Here is a 19,301-nt window from a genome sequence, read left to right on the forward strand (position 1 = left end):
AGCGGGTATCACTCTTCTTTTATGCGGCTATAAATCAGCCGCATAGAACAACAACACTTCTTTCAATAACAACAAGCACAGGATTAGCATGCTCGATCCCAATCTGCTGCGTAATGAGCTAGACGCAGTCGCCGTCAAACTGGCTCGCCGAGGTTTTAAACTCGATCTGGATCTGCTGCGTTCGCAGGAAGAACGCCGCAAAGTTCTGCAGGTAGAAACTGAAACGCTGCAAGCGGAACGCAACTCCCGATCGAAATCCATCGGCGCGGCCAAAGCGCGTGGGGAAGACATCGAGCCGCTGCGTCGCGAAGTGAACGAGCTGGGTGACAAGCTGGATGCCGCCAAGGCGGCGCTGGATGCGCTGCAAAGCGAGATCCGCGATTACGCCCTGACGCTGCCTAACCTGCCGGACGACGCGGTGCCGGACGGTAAAGACGACAGCGAAAACCTGGAAGTCACCCGCTGGGGCGAACCGCGCCAGTACGACTTCGCGGTGCGCGATCACGTCGATCTGGGCGAAATGGCCGGCGGGCTGGATTTTGCCGCCGCAGTTAAGCTGACCGGTTCACGCTTCGTGGTGATGAAAGGGCAAATCGCCCGCATGCACCGCGCGCTGTCCCAGTTCATGCTGGATCTGCACACCGAGCAGCATGGCTATCTGGAGGCCTACGTGCCTTATCTGGTCAACCACGCCACGCTGTACGGCACCGGTCAGCTGCCGAAGTTCGGCGAAGATCTGTTCCATACCCGCCCGCTGGAAGAAGAAGCCGACAGCAGCAACTACGCGCTGATCCCAACGGCGGAAGTGCCGCTGACCAACCTGGTGCGCGACGAGATCGTGGAAGAGGAAACTCTGCCGCTGAAGATGACCGCACACACGCCATGCTTCCGTGCGGAAGCCGGTTCTTACGGCCGCGACACCCGTGGTTTGATCCGCATGCACCAGTTCGACAAGGTTGAAATGGTGCAGATCGTCCGTCCGGAAGATTCGATGGATGCCCTGGAAGAGCTGACCGGCCACGCGGAAAAAGTGCTGCAGTTGCTGAACTTGCCTTACCGCAAGGTGCTGCTGTGCACCGGCGACATGGGCTTCGGCGCGTGCAAGACTTACGATCTGGAAGTGTGGCTGCCGGCGCAGGATACCTACCGCGAGATCTCGTCCTGCTCTAACATGTGGGACTTCCAGGCGCGTCGCATGCAGGCGCGCTGCCGCAGCAAGGCCGACAAGAAACCGCGTCTGGTTCACACGCTGAACGGCTCCGGCCTGGCGGTCGGCCGTACACTGGTGGCGGTGCTGGAAAACTACCAGCAGGCCGACGGTCGCATTCAGGTGCCTGAAGTGCTGCGTCCTTATATGGGCGGCCTGGAATATATCGGCTGAACAGCCAATCACTAGAAAAAAGCGCCTGCGGGCGCTTTTTTTATGTCGAGAATTCAGCCTTTCGCCAGCGCGTAGGCTTGTTTAATGTAGTCCGCCAGGTGCTTGCTTTTCACTTCGGCGGGCGAGTGAAGCTTGATGTGCCGCCGATATTGGCCGTTGCCTTCAAGTTGCTGATAGCGATCTTCCAGTCGGTGCCCTTGGCCGAATTCCACCGTGACGTGATTGCGGTAGGCGAAAACGCCGCAGAAAAATTGAGTATGCGAGAACATGATGCCGCCGTATTTGACCGATTCGCTGACGCCACTGCCGCTCGCCGTGGCGATCCGGCGCACCTGTTGTACGATCTCCAGCAGCTCGCCGTGCGTGCTGCCGATGTCCGCCAGCAAGGTCTCGACCGCCGCATTATTTGCCTGACTCATCTCGCTTCTCCGTCGTCAAATCCGCTCTGCGCTGAGCATAACGCTTTTTCGGTCGTTTGGTCGGAAACAAATCGTGCGCTGGAATGATAAGAGGCGATTGACTTTTTTATCGCCAGTGGCATGATGCGCGCACTCTCATTGCGCGTTCGGTCACAATTTCACTATGTCCGCATACTCCCGCCCAGTGCTCCTGTTGCTCTGCGGCCTGTTGTTGCTCACGGTATCCATTGCCGTTTTGAATACGTTAGTGCCTCTTTGGTTAACCCATGCTCAGCTGTCGACCTGGCAAGTGGGAATGGTCAGCTCCTCCTATTTCAGCGGCAACCTGTTGGGCACGTTGGTGGCGGGTAAACTGATCCAGCGCGTCGGCTTCACCCGCAGCTACCATCTCTCCTGTTTGTTGTTCGCCGCCGCGACCGCCGGCATGGTGCTGTCGATCGATTTCTGGAGCTGGCTGGGCTGGCGCTTCTTCGCCGGCGTCGGTTGCGCCTGGATCTGGGTGATTGTGGAAAGCGCGCTGCTGCGCAGCGGCAATCTCAGCAACCGCGGCCAGCTGCTGGCGGCCTATATGATTGTCTATTACCTCGGTACGGTGACCGGCCAATTGCTGTTGAGCATGACCTCGACCGAATTGCTGCACGTGGTGCCGTGGGTGACCGCGATTGTGATCAGCGCCATGCTGCCGATGCTGTTCGCGCGGGTCAACCGCCATGAAGACGAGCCGCAGCAGGCGGCGGTGTGGACAATGTTGAGACGCCGCAGCGCGCGCCTCGGCATCAACGGCTGCATCATCTCCGGCATCGTGCTCGGTTCGCTGTACGGCCTGATGCCGCTGTACCTCTCTCATCAGGGCATGAGCGACGCCAACGTCGGTTACTGGATGGCGCTGCTGGTCAGCTCCGGCATCGTCGGCCAATGGCCGGTCGGGCGTCTGGCCGATCGTTACGGGCGCCTGCTGGTGCTGCGCATTCAGGTGTTCGTAGTGATCCTCGCCAGCGTGGCGATGCTCGGCAACTACGCCATGGCGCCTTCACTGTTCATCCTCGGCTGCGCCGGCTTTACCCTGTATCCGGTGGCGATGTCCTGGGCCTGTGAGAAGGCAATGCCGCACGAACTGGTGGCGATGAATCAGGCGCTGTTGATGAGCTACACCATCGGCAGCCTACTGGGTCCGTCGATGACGGCGCTGCTGATGCAGAACTACTCTGACCGCGTACTGTTCGTGATGATCGCCGCCGTGGCGCTGGTTTACCTGCTGATGCTGCTGAAGAAGCAGAAGCCGGATCACCATCACACGCCGTTCGCCGCCGCCTGAGCATAAAAAAACCGGCTATGAGCCGGTTTTTCTTTGGCGCTGCGCCAATCAGTAAATCACTTTGTGGCCGTAGCTTTCCAGGATGCCTTTGACGCGATCCATGGTCTCGGCCTTCGGCGGATGAACGCCGTCCAGCTTGTACTCTTCCCCCATCGCCACCCATTTGTGCTTGCCCAGTTCGTGGTAGGGCAGCAGCTCGATTTTCTCGATGTTGGTCATGTCTTTGGTGAACTCGCCCAGCAGGTGCGCCGATTTATCGTCGTCTGACCAACCCGGCACCACCACGTAGCGGATCCAGGTGCGCTGGTTGCGTTTCGCCAGGTAGCGGGCGAATTCCAGCGTGCGATGGTTGGAAACGCCGACCAGATTCTGGTGGATCTCATCGTTCATCTGTTTCAGATCCAGCATCACCAGATCGGTAGTGTCCAGCAGCTCGTCGATCACCGGATCGTAGCGGCGCACGAAGCCGTTGGTATCCAGACAGGTATTGATGCCTTCGGCGTGGCAGGCGCGGAACCAGTCGCGCACGAATTCAGCCTGCAGGATCGCTTCGCCGCCGGACGCGGTCACGCCGCCGCCGGAAGCGTTCATGAAGTGGCGGTAGGCCACCGCGTCTTTCATCAGCTCTTCGACGGTCACTTCTTTGCCGCCGTGGGTATCCCAGGTGTCGCGGTTATGGCAATAGAGGCAGCGCATCAGGCAGCCTTGGAAGAAGACGATAAAGCGGATCCCTGGCCCGTCGACGGTGCCGCAGGATTCGAAGGAGTGGATGCGACCAGTTACTGACATTGCGGGGTTTTCTCCAATATTGACTGTCAAACGCAGTCTAAAAATAGGCGCGTGGCCGCCGGCCAGGTATCTGCGATGCAGTGGCGGAGTGAGCCCGCCACCGGGGGTAATGATGCCTGTCGGCCGGTCAGTTGCCGGATAACTGTTTTGCCGGCTATCCATTCAGTATAGATGTCCGGCAAAACAGACTCGTACAGAGTCAGGGGAGAGCGGTGGGAGAAAAGGGCCGGCAGAACCGGCCCTGACGTTGCTACCGAGCGGTTTCCCGCCCGGCTGGCGCATTACATCGTTTGAGTGAAGGTACGAGTAATGACGTCCTGCTGTTGCTCTTTGGTCAGCGAGTTGAAGCGCACGGCGTAACCGGAGACGCGGATGGTCAGCTGAGGGTATTTCTCAGGGTTTTCCATCGCGTCCAGCAGCATTTCGCGGTTCATTACGTTGACGTTCAGATGCTGACCGCCCTCGATGGAGGCTTCATGGTGGAAGTAACCATCCATCAGGCCCGCCAGGTTGGCTTTACGCACGTCGTCGTCTTTACCCAGCGCGTTAGGCACGATGGAGAAGGTGTAGGAGATCCCGTCTTTCGCGTAGGCAAACGGCAGTTTGGCTACCGAGGTCAGGGAGGCGACTGCGCCTTTCTGGTCACGGCCGTGCATCGGGTTGGCACCTGGGCCGAATGGTGCGCCGGCGCGGCGGCCATCCGGGGTGTTACCGGTTTTCTTACCGTACACCACGTTGGAGGTGATGGTCAGTACGGACTGGGTCGGTACCGCGTTGCGGTAGGTGCGCAGTTTCTGAATTTTCTTCATGAAACGCTCAACCAGGTCGCAGGCGATGTCATCGACGCGGGCGTCGTTGTTACCGAACTGCGGATACTCGCCTTCCACTTTGAAGTCGATAGCCAGGCCGTCTTCGTCGCGAATGGTGGTGACTTTCGCGTACTTGATGGCGGACAGGGAGTCGGCCGCCACGGACAGACCGGCGATGCCGCAAGCCATGGTGCGATAAACGTCACGGTCATGCAGCGCCATCAGCGCAGCTTCGTAGCTGTACTTGTCGTGCATGTAGTGAATGATGTTCAGCGCGGTCACGTACTGCTTGGCCAGCCAATCCATAAAGTGGTCCATGCGCGCCATGACTTTGTCATAGTCCAGCACTTCGTCCATCATCGGCGCTTCTTTCGGGCCGACCTGCATTTTCAGTTTTTCGTCAACGCCGCCGTTGATGGCGTACAGCATGGTTTTCGCCAGGTTGGCGCGGGCGCCGAAGAACTGCATTTGTTTGCCGACGATCATCGGGCTGACGCAGCAAGCGATGGCGTAGTCATCGTTGTTGAAGTCAGGGCGCATCAGGTCGTCGTTTTCGTACTGTACGGAAGAGGTGTCGATGGACACTTTCGCCGCGAATTTCTTGAAGTTCAGCGGCAGCTTCTCAGACCACAGGATGGTCATGTTCGGTTCCGGAGACGGCCCCATGGTGTACAGGGTGTTCAGGAAACGGAAGCTGTTTTTGGTGACCAGGGTACGGCCGTCGACGCCCATACCGGCCAGGGACTCAGTCGCCCAGATTGGGTCGCCGGAGAACAGCTCATCGTACTCAGGGGTACGCAGGAAGCGCACCATACGCAGTTTCATCACCAGGTGGTCGATCAGTTCCTGCGCTTGTTCTTCGGTCAGTTTGCCCGCCTTGATGTCGCGCTCGATGAACACGTCGAGGAAGGTGGACACGCGGCCGAAGGACATGGCGGCGCCGTTCTGGGATTTCACCGCGGCCAGGTAGCCGAAGTAGGTCCACTGCACCGCTTCTTGCGCGCTGGTGGCCGGGCCGGAGATGTCGTAACCGTATTTGGCGGCCATCTCTTTGATCTGAGCCAGAGCGCGATGCTGTTCAGCGATCTCTTCGCGCAGCTGGATGGTCATTTCCAGGTCTTCGCCGTTTTCCAGTTTTTCCTGCAGCGATTTGAACTGGTTCAGCTTGTCGGCCATCAGGAAGTCGATACCGTACAGCGCAACGCGGCGGTAGTCGCCGATGATGCGGCCGCGGCCGTAGGCGTCCGGCAGACCGGTCAGCACGCCGGATTTACGGCAGTTCAGGATGTCTTTGGTGTAAACGTCGAATACGCCCTGGTTGTGGGTTTTGCGGTATTCGGTGAACACTTTTTTCAGCTGCGGATCCAGTTCGCGGCCGTACACTTTGCACGAACCTTCGACCATTTTGATGCCGCCGAACGGGATCAGCGCGCGTTTCAGAGGGGCGTCGGTCTGCAGACCCACGATGGTTTCCAGCTCTTTGGCGATGTAACCCGCGTCGTGAGAAACGATGGTTGAAGCAACGTTGGTGTCGAAATCAACCGGCGCATGAGTGCGGTTTTCCAGTTTGATCCCTTCCATAACCTTGTCCCACAAGGTGGTGGTGGCTTGAGTAGCGCCAGCCAGGAAGGATTCGTCACCCTCATAAGGCGTGTAGTTTTTCTGGATGAAGTCACGAACGTTGACTTCATTCTGCCAGTCACCCTTGCTGAAACCTTCCCAAGCGTTGGCTAATTTCTCGTTAAGTTCGGTCATTGTACACCTACCTTTGATTGTGGATTTCTAACTCTGCGCGCGGTTACTCACAGCTTAGTGCTGCTCGCGGCCCCCGCGCAGATAAATTACCCAGTAAGTCAACCCAACCAGCAGACCACCGCCGATGATGTTACCGAGGGTGACCGGAATCAGGTTGTCGATGATGAAGTTGCTTACTGTCAGATGAGCGAATTGCTCAGGTACCGCCCCTACGGCTTGCCAGAATTCCGGCGTGGCGAAGTGTTTGACCACGATGCCCATAGGGATCATAAACATGTTAGCGATGCTGTGTTCGAAGCCGCTGGCGACAAACATCCCGACCGGCAGCACCATGGCGAGCATCTTGTCGGTCAGGGTGCGGCCGGAGTAGCTCATCCAGACCGCCAGGCAGACCATCAGGTTGGCCAGAATGCCGAGGCAGACGGCTTCGATGAAGGTGTGATGCAGCTTGTGGTCTGCGGTTTGCAGGACATTCAGGCCCCACTGGCCGTTGGCGACCATATACTCGCCGGAGAACCAGATCAGCGCCACGAAGAACAGCGCGCCGACCAGGTTGCCGAGATAAACGTTCAGCCAGTTGGCGCCCAGCTGGCCCCAGCTGATGCGGCCGCTGGCCTTGGCGATGACGATAAGCACGGTAGAGGTGAACAGGTCGGCGCCCGACACCACCACCAGCATTAACCCGAGAGAGAAGCAGATGCCGCCGACCAGTTTCGCCAGCCCGAAAGGCACGCCGGCGGTGCCGGTGGTCGCCGTGATGTAGAAGACGAAGGCGATGGAAATGAAGACACCGGCGGTGATCGCCAAATAAAACGTTTTCAGCGGATGTTTGGTGGCTTTATACACGCCGGCATCTTCAGCGATTTTCGCCGTTGCCGCAGGTAAAATCAGATCGAAGGGGCTGTCAGTTTTCAAACTAACTCTCGCTCTTAAGGGTTAAAACAACGCAATGAGATACTAGCAAAGCAGTATAGGGGAAAATTTGATTTGGATCATAAGGCGGGGAAGTAGAGCGGTGAAATGGCGTGTTTTTTGTGTGGTTTTTTATGGTTAATTTATTGATTTTTAATAAAAAACAATTTTTTAATGTTTGCAAATTTTTTTGAATCCACCGAGTGGTCGGCGTGGAGTAAAGTTAAATTTTTAGGCGTTTTGTCGCCGCGCGGCGTTGAAAGTTTAATTATCGGTTAATTATTATTTCACCGTCCGGCAACAATTGACGGTTTATTTATTTTTATGGTCGTTTAACCACCTATTTCCCGGCGAAAAAATAAAACCGAATGCGTTGAAATAAACCGCAAAATTGAAAACGCCGCAACGGAGTGCGGCGTTTGGCAACAGGGGTACTCCCAAAGTGGCAGTATCCCCTGATGATGCTTAGGCCTTGGCCCAGTGGCGGCGTTTGGCCGCCTGCAGCTTCTCGTAAGCCGCCAGCAGAGCCTGATGGGCCGGCAGCGCCTTCAGATCGGCATCGACGGCGAACAGCCCGTTGAAGCGCTCTTCACCGCTGATGGCGGCGGAGGCGGCGTCGACCGCTTCCTGGCCGTACATCTTCACGAACGCGGTATAGTACTGCGCCGCTTCGCGTTCAGGCTCCTGCGCCAGCAGCAGCAGCGTTTGCAGGCAGCGGTAGTAGTTGCTGCGCGCCGGGCTCAGCACCGAGGCGTTGAAGTCCTGCGTCCATTCGGTCCAGATCAGCGCCTGATCCAGATCGCCGCCCGCCAGCGCCAGCATCGATTTCAGCTCGCCCACGCGCAGGGTATACCAGGCGTTGTCTTTGCCGCTGGCAATGCCCAGCAGTTCGCGTACGCGGGTGAAATCGTCCAGTCCTTCGTCGTCCAACTGCTCGATCAGCGCCAGGTATTCTTCCGGCTCCCACTCGCTGCCCGGCAGCGCCAGCAGCGTATCGCGCAGGTGCGCGCCCATGCTGTTGTTAGCCAGCAGCAGGTCTTCCGCCGGGTAGATATCGGACATGCCCGGCACGATGATGCGGCAAGCGTAGACGCCCAGGTGCTCGTAGTCGGCGATGTACACTTCCGCGTCTTCCTTGTCGAAGATGCTCATCAGGGTGGCGAACTCTTCCTGCGTGCTGCCGCTGAAGTTCCAGTCAACGAACGGGTAATCGGCATCCTGTTTGAACAGATCCCAGGAGATCAGACCGCTGGAGTCGATGAAGTGCGTTTCCAGGTTGGTGTGTTCCGCCACTTCTTCGTCATCGAAGGTCGGCGCGGTGAACACGTCGAGATCTTTCAGGCTGCGGCCCTGCAGCAGTTCGGTTACCGTGCGCTCCAGCGCCACGCCGAAGTCCGGGTGCGCGCCGAATGAAGCGAAGCAGGTGCCGTTGGTCGGGTTGAACAGCACCACGCAGATCACCGGGTAGTTGCCGCCCAGCGAGGCGTCATAGGAGAGGATTGGGAAACCTTCCTCTTCCAGCTTGGCGATGGCTTCCACCACGCCCGGGTAGCGGTTCAGCACCTCGTCCGGGATCGCCGGCAGGCTGATGGATTCGGCGATAATGCGGTTTTTCACATAGCGCTCGAACACTTCCGACAGGCCCTGCACGCGCGCTTCGTTGGCGGTGTTGCCGGCGGACATGCCGTTGGAAACATACAGGTTGCCGATGATGTTCATCGGAATGTATACCGTTTGCTGATCTGACTGACGGGTGAACGGCAGCGCGCAGATGCCGCGATCGGCATTGCCGGACTGCAGATCGACCAGATCGCTGGCGCTCAGCTCTTGCTGCGGATCGTAGAAGGCGTGCAGACGTTCGTCGAGGATGCCGGCCGGCAGCGCGTCGTCTTCAGGGATCGGGAACCATTTCTCATTCGGGTAGTGCACGAAGTCGCCTTCGGCGATCTGCTTGCCCAGATAGAAATCGGCGAAGAAGTAGTTGGTGGACAGGCGCTCGAAATATTCACCCAGCGCGGAGGCCAGCGCGGCTTTTTTGCTGGCGCCTTTGCCGTTGGTGAAGCACAGCGGGCAATCGCGATCGCGGATGTGCACCGACCACACGTGCGGCACCGGGTTCAGCCAGGAGGCTTCTTCGATGTTGAAACCGAGATCGCTCAGTTTCTGCTGGAAACGGGAGATGGAGTCTTCCAGGGCGGCGTCTTTACCGGGGATAAAAGTTTGCGTCATTGTCTTCACTTTTTGCGCGTACTAAAAACGCGCAATGATACGGGGTTTTACGCTGGAGCTCCACGTATTCCTAAAGCGGCGGCAAAGTCACAGTTTTTTTAAGGATAAAGGCCATAATTCAGCAAGTTATCTGTCACGGAGAAATCTAATGAAATCAGTGAAACTCAGCGCGTTAACCCTCTTGTTGACCGGTGTCAGCGCCTCGGCGCTGGCGCTGCCCAACATCACCCTGCTGGCGACCGGCGGCACTATCGCCGGCGGCGGCGATTCGGCGACGAAATCCAACTATACCGCGGGCAAACTGGGCGTCGAGGCGTTGGTCGATGCGGTGCCGGCGCTGAAAGATATCGCCAACGTGCAGGGGGAACAGGTGGTGAACATCGGCTCGCAGGACATGAACGATCAGGTCTGGCTGACGCTGGCGAAGAAAATTGACGCCGACTGCAGCAAAACCGACGGCTTCGTCATCACTCACGGCACCGATACGCTGGAAGAGACGGCCTATTTCCTTGATTTGACGGTGAAATGCGACAAGCCGGTGGTGTTGGTGGGGGCTATGCGGCCGGCGACGGCGATGAGCGCCGACGGCCCGTTCAACCTGTATAACGCGGTGGTGACGGCGGCGGATCCGCAATCGGCCAACCGCGGGGTGCTGGTGGCGATGAACGACACCGTGCTGGATGCGCGTGACGTCACTAAGACCAATACCACCGCCGTGCAGACCTTCCAGTCGCCAAACTACGGCCCGCTGGGGTATATCCACAACGGCAAGATCGATTACCAGCGCTCGCCGCAGCGTAAGCATACCCGGGAGACGCCGTTCGACGTCAGCAAGCTGAACGAGCTGCCGAAGGTCGGCATCGTCTACAACTACGCCAACGCCTCCGATGCGCCAGCCAAGGCCCTGATCGCCGAAGGCTATCAGGGCATCGTCAGCGCCGGGGTCGGCAACGGCAACCTGTATAAAACCGTGTTCGACACCCTAGCGACGGCGGCGCACAACGGCGTGGCGGTGGTGCGTTCTTCGCGCGTGCCGACCGGCGCCACCACCGAGGATGCGGAAGTGGACGACGCCAAGTACGGCTTCGTGGCCGCCGGCACGCTGAATCCGCAAAAGGCGCGCATTCTGCTGCAGCTGGCGCTGACGCAAACCAAAGACGCGAAGCAGATCCAGCAGATGTTTAATCAGTACTGATCGTTTCTTCTCCTGCGGGGGCCATCCGGGCTCCCGCAGCCATGTTGGCTGAATACAGCATAAAACACCGCGTTAACCCGCTGAATTTCCCCATGTCACAGGGTTTTATCGTCCAAACAATCGCGACGGCCGCAGAGCCTGTCATCACCCGGCACGGCCGTTTGCCGCCGACGGGCGAATAAGCGTTGCAGCCATGGGGCGTGAGTGATAAAACCGATGGGTTGGTTAACGCGAGCGTTAACTTCGGGCGTCTTTTCGACAGGTCGCTTTTCTGCGGCGAACAGTGAATGTGGTGAGGGGAAATGACTCAGGTTTATAATTTTAGCTCTGGCCCGGCGATGCTGCCGGTGGAAGTGTTGCGTCGTGCGGAACAGGAACTGTGCAACTGGCACGGCCTGGGAACGTCTGTGATGGAGATCAGTCACCGCAGCAAAGAATTCATCGCCGTTGCCGAGCAGGCGGAACAGGATCTGCGCGATCTGCTGAAAGTCCCCTCCAACTATAAAGTGCTGTTTTGCCACGGCGGCGCCCGCGCGCAGTTCGCCGCGCTGCCGCTGAACCTGCTGGGCGACAAGGCCACCGCCGACTATATCGACGGCGGTTATTGGGCGCACAGCGCCATCAAGGAAGCGGAAAAGTATTGCGCCCCGAACGTCATCGACGTGAAAACCCGCATCGACGGCCTGAGCGGCATCACGCCGATGAAAGAGTGGCAACTGAGCAACGACGCGGCTTACGTGCATTATTGCCCGAATGAGACCATCGACGGCGTGGCCATCGATGAAACGCCGGACTTCGGCGACAAAGTGGTGATCGGCGATTACTCCTCGACCATCCTGTCCCGCCCGCTCGACGTCAGCCGTTTCGGCGTGATTTACGCCGGCGCGCAGAAAAATATCGGCCCTGCCGGCCTGACGCTGGTGATCGTGCGCGACGATCTGCTGGGCAAGGCGCGCAAAGAAGTGCCGTCTATCCTTGACTACACCGTGCTGGCCGAGAACGGCTCGATGTTCAACACCCCGCCGACCTTCGCCTGGTACTTGTCCGGGCTGGTGTTCAAATGGCTGAAAGAGCAGGGCGGCCTGGTGGAGATGCAAAAACGCAATCAGGCCAAGGCCGAGCTGCTGTACGCGACCATCGATAAATCTGACTTCTACCGCAGCCAGGTGGCGATCGCCAACCGTTCCTGGATGAACGTGCCGTTCCAGCTGGCCGATGCGGCGCTGGACAAGGTGTTCCTCAGCGAAGCCGAGGCTATCGGCCTGCAGGCGCTGAAAGGCCACCGGGTAGTTGGCGGCATGCGCGCTTCTATTTACAATGCCATGCCGCTGGCCGGCGTCCAGGCGCTGACCGACTTCATGGCCGACTTCGAACGTCGTCACGGTTGATTCCGGCAGCCCGCCAGGCGCGGGCGGCCTCAGGCTGTTGTCCTTTTGCATTAAAGCGGCTCCGGCATTATTCCGGAGCCGTTTCGTTTATCAGAATTGGAGAGTTTTGTTCACATGGTGGATTCCCTGACGTTACAACCGGTCGCCCTGGTCAATGGCACCGTCAACTTACCCGGCTCGAAGAGCGTTTCTAACCGCGCTCTGCTGCTGGCGGCGCTGGCGGAGGGAACGACCCGGCTGACCAACCTGCTGGACAGCGACGACGTGCGTCATATGCTGAATGCGCTGCAGGCGTTGGGTGTGAACTACCGGCTTTCCGCCGACCGCACCGTGTGTGAAGTGACCGGCGTGGCCGGGCCGTTGGTGGCCAACCAACCGCTGGAACTGTTCCTCGGCAATGCCGGCACCGCGATGCGCCCACTGGCGGCGGCGCTGTGCCTTGGTGAAGGCGACGTGGTGCTGACCGGGGAACCTCGCATGAAAGAACGCCCGATCGGCCATCTGGTGGACGCGTTGCGCCAGGGCGGGGCGCAGATTGATTACCTCGAACAGACCGATTACCCGCCAATTCGCCTGCGCGGCGGTTTCCAGGGCGGCGACGTCACCGTTGACGGCAGCGTTTCCAGCCAGTTCCTGACCGCGTTGCTGATGACCGCGCCCCTGGCGCCGCAGGATACGCAGATCCACATCAAGGGCGAGCTGGTTTCCAAGCCGTACATCGACATCACGCTGCATCTGATGCGCACCTTCGGCGTATCGGTGAGCCACGACAACTACCGGGTATTCCATATCCAGGGGCGCCAGACGTATATCGCGCCGGGCGATTACCTGGTTGAGGGCGACGCTTCTTCCGCCTCTTACTTCCTGGCGGCGGCGGCGATCAAGGGCGGCACCGTGCGCGTGACCGGCATCGGTCGCAAAAGCGTGCAGGGCGACACCAAGTTTGCCGACGTGCTGGAGAAAATGGGCGCGCGCATCACCTGGGGCGACGATTTCATCGAGTGCAGCCGCGGTGAACTGCGCGGCATCGACATGGACATGAACCACATTCCCGACGCGGCGATGACCATCGCCACCGCAGCGCTGTTCGCCGAGGGGCCGACCACCATCCGCAATATCTACAACTGGCGGGTGAAGGAGACCGACCGTCTGGCGGCGATGGCCACCGAGCTGCGTAAAGTGGGGGCGGAAGTGGACGAAGGCGAAGACTACATTCACGTCGTGCCGCCGGCCAAGCTGCAGTTCGCCGAGATCGGCACCTACAACGATCACCGCATGGCAATGTGCTTCTCGCTGGTGGCGCTGTCGGATACGCCGGTCACCATTCTCGATCCGAAATGCACCGCGAAGACCTTCCCGGATTATTTCGAACAGCTGGCGCGCATCAGCCAGCCGGCGTAACCCGTCAAATCGTTTATTTTAAGGCCCCTTTGCGGGCCTTTATCGTTTTTAACCTTTGGCGACCGGCGTTTCTTCTATACTTTTTCGCGGTTGTGCGCTTATTTTCAACAACCGGATAGTTCCAGGGTAACAGATCGCCGTAGGGCAGCGTATAATACGCCACCGTATTTGCCCCTGATTGGGCAGGTGACAGAGCTCACGTGCTTCGAGTCGAAGCACGCCGTGTCTCTGTGAGGTTTTCTACCTGAAGGAGAGAGAAATGACGGCTACAGCCCCGGTGATAACCGTTGATGGACCAAGTGGCGCGGGCAAAGGCACGCTGTGTAAAGCGTTGGCCGAGTCCCTTGGTTGGCGTTTGCTGGACTCCGGCGCGATCTATCGCGTGCTGGCGCTGGCGGCGTTGCATCATCAGGTGGATATCACTTCTGAGGAAGCGCTGGTTCCGCTGGCCGCACATCTCGATGTTCGCTTCGTTGCCCAGGACGGCAAGCTGCAGGTGATTTTGGAAGGTGAGGACGTCAGCAATGAGATCCGCACCGAAACCGTCGGCAACACCGCGTCGCAAGCGGCTGCGTTTCCGCGCGTGCGCGAGGCGTTGCTGCGCCGCCAGCGCGCATTCCGTGAGGCGCCCGGCCTGATTGCCGATGGCCGCGACATGGGCACGGTGGTGTTCCCTGACGCGCCGGTCAAGATTTTCCTCGACGCCAGCTCGGAGGAGCGCGCGCACCGCCGCATGCTGCAGTTGCAGGAGAAAGGCTTTAATGTTAACTTTGAACGTCTTTTAGCCGAGATAAAGGAACGGGACGACCGTGACCGTAATCGGCCTATCGCGCCTCTGGTGCCCGCTTCTGACGCCCTCGTGCTGGATTCTACCAGCATGTCGATCGAAGAAGTGATCCGGCAGGCGTTGACGTATGCACAGAAAGTGTTGGCGTTGCCGCAGCAATAAGCGCGGCGGCGCTATTGGCTTTTTGTCATATTTGTCATAGCGGTATCGCAATATATCGGGTAAAATTTTACCCCTGTAACCTTAAACCCTGTCGGCATGGAGCCAATGGCGGGGTATGTGAAACAACCCCATTCGGCGGGACGCTAAATGGACGTTAAACTAAAGAACCCTGAAGATTAACAACATGACTGAATCTTTCGCTCAACTCTTTGAAGAATCCTTAAAAGAAATCGAAACCCGCCCGGGTTCCATCGTTCGTGGCGTCGTTGTTGCTATCGACAAAGATATCGTACTGGTTGACGCCGGTCTGAAATCTGAGTCTGCCATCCCGGCTGAGCAATTCAAAAACGCCCAGGGCGAGCTGGAAATCCAGGTTGGTGACGAAGTTGACGTTGCTCTGGATGCTGTTGAAGACGGCTTCGGTGAAACCCTGCTGTCCCGTGAGAAAGCTAAGCGTCACGAAGCTTGGATCACGCTGGAAAAAGCCTACGAAGAAGCTGAGACTGTAACCGGTGTTATCAACGGCAAAGTGAAGGGTGGCTTCACCGTCGAGCTGAACGGCATCCGCGCGTTCCTGCCAGGTTCCCTGGTTGACGTGCGTCCGGTACGTGACACTCTGCACCTGGAAGGCAAAGAGCTTGAGTTCAAAGTCATCAAGCTGGATCAGAAGCGCAACAACGTTGTCGTTTCTCGCCGTGCGGTTATCGAATCCGAGAACAGCGCTGAGCGCGATCAACTGCTGGAAAACCTGCAGGAAGGCATGGAAGTTAAAGGTATCGTTAAGAACCTCACTGACTACGGTGCATTCGTTGATCTGGGCGGCGTAGACGGCCTGCTGCACATCACTGACATGGCTTGGAAACGCGTTAAGCACCCAAGCGAAATCGTCAATGTTGGCGATGAAATCACTGTTAAAGTGCTGAAGTTCGACCGCGAGCGTACTCGTGTATCCCTGGGCCTGAAACAGCTGGGCGAAGATCCATGGGTTGCTATCGCGAAACGTTACCCAGAAGGCACCAAGCTGACTGGCCGTGTAACCAACCTGACTGATTACGGCTGCTTCGTAGAAATCGAAGAAGGCGTTGAAGGTCTGGTACACGTTTCTGAAATGGATTGGACCAACAAAAACATCCATCCGTCCAAAGTTGTTAACGTGGGCGACGTAGTGGAAGTGATGGTTCTGGACATCGATGAAGAACGTCGTCGTATCTCCCTGGGCCTGAAGCAGTGCAAATCCAACCCATGGCAGCAGTTCGCAGAAACCCACAACAAGGGCGACCGCGTTGAAGGTAAAATCAAGTCTATCACTGACTTCGGTATCTTCATCGGCCTGGACGGCGGCATCGACGGCCTGGTTCACCTGTCTGACATCTCCTGGAACGTTGCAGGCGAAGAAGCAGTACGTGAATACAAGAAAGGCGACGAAATCGCTGCTGTTGTTCTGCAAGTTGACGCAGAGCGCGAGCGTATCTCCCTGGGCGTGAAGCAACTGGCTGAAGACCCGTTCAATAACTACCTGTCTATGAACAAGAAAGGTGCTATTGTTACTGGTAAAGTCACTGCAGTTGACGCCAAAGGTGCTACAGTTGAATTGGCAGGCGGCGTAGAAGGTTACCTGCGTGCATCTGAAGCCTCTCGCGACCGCATTGAAGATGCAACTCTGGTTCTGAACGTAGGTGACGAAGTTGAAGCTAAATTCACCGGCGTTGACCGTAAGAACCGCGTTGTAAGCCTGTCCGTACGTGCTAAGGACGAAGCTGACGAGAAAGACGCCATCGCAACTGTTAACAACAAACAGGAAGAAGGCAACTTCTCTAACGCAATGGCTGAAGCTTTCAAAGCGGCTAAAGGCGAGTAATGACGGGGGGCGGTCGCTGACCGCCCCAATACGGTAGTTTAGCTGCAAAGCTTGGAGGTACTATGACCAAGTCTGAACTTATTGAAAGACTTGCTGGCCAGCAATCTCATATTCCGGCGAAGGCCGTTGAGGATGCAGTGAAAGAGATGCTTGAGCACATGGCCGCTACGCTGGCCGAGGGCGAACGCATTGAGATCCGCGGATTCGGCAGTTTTTCTCTTCACTACCGTGCCCCGCGTGTAGGCCGCAACCCGAAAACCGGTGACAAAGTCGAGCTGGACGGCAAGTACGTTCCTCACTTCAAACCAGGCAAAGAGTTGCGTGACCGCGCCAATATCTATGGCTAGTCGCTGACTGATCATAGCGTTGTTGCTTGTAAAGAATATAAAACGGTGCCTGTAAGGCGCCGTTTTTTTTCGCCTGCGATTCTCCACGATACGCTTGTGAATTGCGTACTGCGCCGCATTTGCGGTGTAGTTGCTGCATAAACCTCTCTTACCCTGGCGCGCTCGCCGCATTCTCGCTAAAGCCCGCTGGTCGCGACATGCCGCTTGACTCATCCTGTTTGCCTGCCGTAACGCGCTTGTGCGCGTGGCGGGTGCGATGGGAGAAGAACGATCAAAATTTCGCTGGATCTGGCGATATTCGCCGTTATCTGCGGCATCTTGCCGCTGCTGATTTTACCGCAGTTGCCAGAACTATGGCTGCTGTGGCCGATGCTGTTTGTCGGCTGCTTGCTGTTGCGCGCGCGTTGGCCGTTCTGCCGCTATTTGGCCTGCCTGGGATTGGGATTCACATGGGCGGTTTTCAACGCCGGAAGCCTGCTCGGGCAAATGGAGCGCTTAACTCGCATGCCGGACGTGACGGCGGTGGTGCAGGTGAGCAGCGTCGCGCTGGAGCCCGCCGCCAGTAAACAGACGCTGATGCGCATCGAGCGGGTCGACGGTCATTGGTTGGCGCCTGCGCTGGCGTTTACCACGACGTGGGCTCCCGAACGGCAGCGGCTGTGTGCCGGGCAGCGTTGGCAATTGAAACTGCGCCTGCGGCCGGTACATGGCAAGCTCAATGAAGGCGGATTTGACAGCCAACGTTGGGCGATTGCCCAGCGCCAGCCGTTGACGGGGCGGGTCAGGCAGGCTCGTTTGCTGGATGGCGACTGCGGGCTGCGTCAGCGCATCATCAGCCATGCGGAAACTAACATCGGTGAATTGCGTTACAAGGCGGTATTGCTGGCGCTGGCGTTTGGGGAACGAACCGCGCTGGAGCAGGCTTTGCGCACGCTGATGCTGAAAACCGGCATCGCTCACCTGATGGCCATTTCAGGGTTGCATGTGGCGATGGTCGCCATTTTGTTCTGGGCCGCGTTGCGAGCGCTGCAGTTTTTTCTTCCCGCCCATTTGATTGGCTATCGCTTTCCATTGGTCGCAGGCTGGGTGGCGACGCTGATCTATGTTTGGTTGGTGGGCGCCCAACCGCCGGCGGTGCGTACCGCGTTGGCGATGACGCTGTGGATGCTGTTGCGCTTGCGCGGCGTTCATTGTTCTTCCTGGCAAGTGTGGCTGTGGTGTATCGGGCTGATTTTGCTGTGCGATCCGTTGGCGGTTTTGTCAGACAGTTTTTGGCTGTCGGTGCTGGCGGTGGGGTGTTTGATTTTTTGGTTTGAATGGGCACCGCTCAGCGAGCGATTTCGCTCGGCCTGGTATTGGGCGCCGGTACGCTGGCTGCATATTCAGTTGGGCATGACGTTGTTGCTGGTGCCGATGCAGGTCGCGCTGTTTTTAGGTCTGACGCTGACCTCGCTGCCTGCCAATCTTTGGGCTGTGCCCATCGTCTCATTGGTGACGGTGCCGTTGATTTTGCTGGCGGTGATCGGCGGCGTCTTCCCCTCGCTAAGTTACGGGCTTTGGTGGTTGGCAGATTTCACGTTGAGCGGGGTGTTTGTGCCGCTGCATTACCTGCAACGCGGTTGGGGGGATTTGGGGGCCGCCTCGCTGCTGGCCAGCATAGCGGGATGGCTTATCGTTATCTGCTGGCGCTTTCATTGGTGGTGGCGCTATGCGCCGGGGCTGGCGGCGGTGGCGATATGCTGCGTGTTGTGGCGTGGCAAAGCGCCGGACTATCGCTGGCGTGTCGATATGCTTGATGTCGGGCACGGGTTGGCGGTGGTTATCGAGCAAAACGGCAAGGGGATACTGTACGATACCGGCGATCGTTGGCCCACGGGCAGCGCTGCCGAACGGCATATCTTACCGATGTTGAACTGGCGGAATATTGAACTGGAGCAGATCATTATCAGCCATATTCACCTCGATCATATCGGCGGGCTGCCGGTGATGCGGCGGGCGTTTCCGCAGGCGACGGTGCGCAGCCCGATACGCGGGGAAGGACACTTGCCCTGCATCGCCGGGGAGCGTTGGCGCTGGCAATCGCTGCAATTCGAGGTGCTGTGGCCACCGAAAACGCGCAAAAGGCCGGTCAATGACGACTCCTGCGTGATCCGCATCGACGATGGGCAATTCAGTTTGCTGCTCACCGGCGATGCGGAAAAGAAGGCGGAGGCGCAGCTGTTACGGTTGCGGCGCGATCGCTTGGCGGCTACGGTGTTGCAGGTGGGGCATCACGGCAGCAAGACGTCCTCGACGCCGCCGTTTCTGCGCGCGGTCAATCCCGAAGTGGCGCTGGCCTCCGCATCGCGTTACAACAAATGGCGATTGCCGGCGCGGAAAGTGGTCGCCAGATACCGGGCAAATGGCATCCAATGGCGCGATACAACGCGCTCGGGTCAGTTATCGGTACTTTTTTTCGACAACGATTGGCAAATTAAAGGCTTTCGCGAACAATTAATGCCCCGTTGGTACCATCAGCGGTTTGGCGTAGAGGGTGATAATGAGTAAAATAGGC

Annotated in this window: 14 protein-coding genes; 9 read left to right on the forward strand and 5 right to left on the reverse strand. The window is 58.1% G+C overall.

The window, feature by feature from the left end; translation table 11 throughout:
• The first annotated feature begins 88 nt into the window (after positions 1-88).
• Positions 89-1,381: a serine--tRNA ligase gene (gene serS, locus GT753_RS04345; protein ID WP_015377321.1), complete on the forward strand. Its 1,293-nt coding sequence runs from the start codon at positions 89-91 to the stop codon at positions 1,379-1,381.
• A 53-nt stretch (positions 1,382-1,434) separates the two neighbouring features.
• Here serS and GT753_RS04350 read toward each other — a convergent pair whose 3' ends face one another.
• Positions 1,435-1,800 (reverse strand): DUF1801 domain-containing protein, encoded by a 366-nt coding sequence (locus tag GT753_RS04350; RefSeq protein WP_015377322.1) that lies wholly within the window; start codon positions 1,798-1,800, stop codon positions 1,435-1,437.
• A gap of 163 nt (positions 1,801-1,963) precedes the next feature.
• Between GT753_RS04350 and GT753_RS04355 the strand changes: the two genes are divergently transcribed.
• Positions 1,964-3,115, forward strand: a complete 1,152-nt coding sequence (locus GT753_RS04355; protein WP_033654251.1) for an MFS transporter — start codon at positions 1,964-1,966, stop codon at positions 3,113-3,115.
• A gap of 48 nt (positions 3,116-3,163) precedes the next feature.
• Here the strand turns inward: GT753_RS04355 and pflA are convergent, their stop codons facing one another.
• From pflA to ycaO, 4 genes are all read right to left on the reverse strand, one after another.
• The gene (gene pflA / locus GT753_RS04360) at positions 3,164-3,904 is read right to left on the reverse strand and encodes a pyruvate formate lyase 1-activating protein (RefSeq protein WP_015377324.1); all 741 of its coding nucleotides are present in this window, start codon (positions 3,902-3,904) and stop codon (positions 3,164-3,166) included.
• 281 nt (positions 3,905-4,185) lie between these two features.
• Positions 4,186-6,468: a formate C-acetyltransferase gene (gene pflB / locus GT753_RS04365; protein WP_004928286.1), complete on the reverse strand. Its 2,283-nt coding sequence runs from the start codon at positions 6,466-6,468 to the stop codon at positions 4,186-4,188.
• A gap of 54 nt (positions 6,469-6,522) precedes the next feature.
• Positions 6,523-7,383, reverse strand: a complete 861-nt coding sequence (focA, locus tag GT753_RS04370) for a formate transporter FocA (protein WP_004928284.1) — start codon at positions 7,381-7,383, stop codon at positions 6,523-6,525.
• Between the two features lie 462 nt (positions 7,384-7,845).
• The gene (ycaO, locus tag GT753_RS04375; protein WP_015377325.1) at positions 7,846-9,609 is read right to left on the reverse strand and encodes a 30S ribosomal protein S12 methylthiotransferase accessory factor YcaO; all 1,764 of its coding nucleotides are present in this window, start codon (positions 9,607-9,609) and stop codon (positions 7,846-7,848) included.
• A gap of 148 nt (positions 9,610-9,757) precedes the next feature.
• Here ycaO and ansB point away from each other — a divergent pair, with 148 nt between their 5' ends.
• From ansB to GT753_RS04410, 7 genes are all read left to right on the forward strand, one after another.
• Positions 9,758-10,804 (forward strand): L-asparaginase 2, encoded by a 1,047-nt coding sequence (ansB, locus tag GT753_RS04380; protein ID WP_015377326.1) that lies wholly within the window; start codon positions 9,758-9,760, stop codon positions 10,802-10,804.
• Between the two features lie 302 nt (positions 10,805-11,106).
• Complete coding sequence (serC, locus tag GT753_RS04385) at positions 11,107-12,192, forward strand: 3-phosphoserine/phosphohydroxythreonine transaminase (protein WP_004928275.1); 1,086 nt, start codon at positions 11,107-11,109, stop codon at positions 12,190-12,192.
• Between the two features lie 114 nt (positions 12,193-12,306).
• Positions 12,307-13,593 carry a 3-phosphoshikimate 1-carboxyvinyltransferase gene (gene aroA / locus GT753_RS04390; RefSeq protein WP_016928320.1) on the forward strand — a complete coding sequence of 429 codons (1,287 nt, stop codon included), beginning with the start codon at positions 12,307-12,309 and terminating at the stop codon, positions 13,591-13,593.
• A gap of 259 nt (positions 13,594-13,852) precedes the next feature.
• Positions 13,853-14,542 (forward strand): (d)CMP kinase, encoded by a 690-nt coding sequence (cmk, locus tag GT753_RS04395; RefSeq protein WP_004928270.1) that lies wholly within the window; start codon positions 13,853-13,855, stop codon positions 14,540-14,542.
• A 184-nt stretch (positions 14,543-14,726) separates the two neighbouring features.
• Positions 14,727-16,400 (forward strand): 30S ribosomal protein S1, encoded by a 1,674-nt coding sequence (gene rpsA / locus GT753_RS04400; protein WP_004928267.1) that lies wholly within the window; start codon positions 14,727-14,729, stop codon positions 16,398-16,400.
• Positions 16,401-16,462: 62 nt separating this feature from the next.
• Entirely contained in the window at positions 16,463-16,747 is a 285-nt protein-coding gene (gene ihfB, locus GT753_RS04405) for an integration host factor subunit beta (RefSeq protein WP_004928264.1), read from the forward strand.
• A gap of 270 nt (positions 16,748-17,017) precedes the next feature.
• The gene (locus GT753_RS04410) at positions 17,018-19,294 is read left to right on the forward strand and encodes a ComEC family protein (protein ID WP_371732146.1); all 2,277 of its coding nucleotides are present in this window, start codon (positions 17,018-17,020) and stop codon (positions 19,292-19,294) included.
• Positions 19,295-19,301: the final 7 nt, after the last annotated feature.

It is taken from the genome of Serratia sp. Z4 (genome assembly GCF_009900725.1).
Lineage (GTDB): Bacteria > Pseudomonadota > Gammaproteobacteria > Enterobacterales > Enterobacteriaceae > Serratia > Serratia nematodiphila.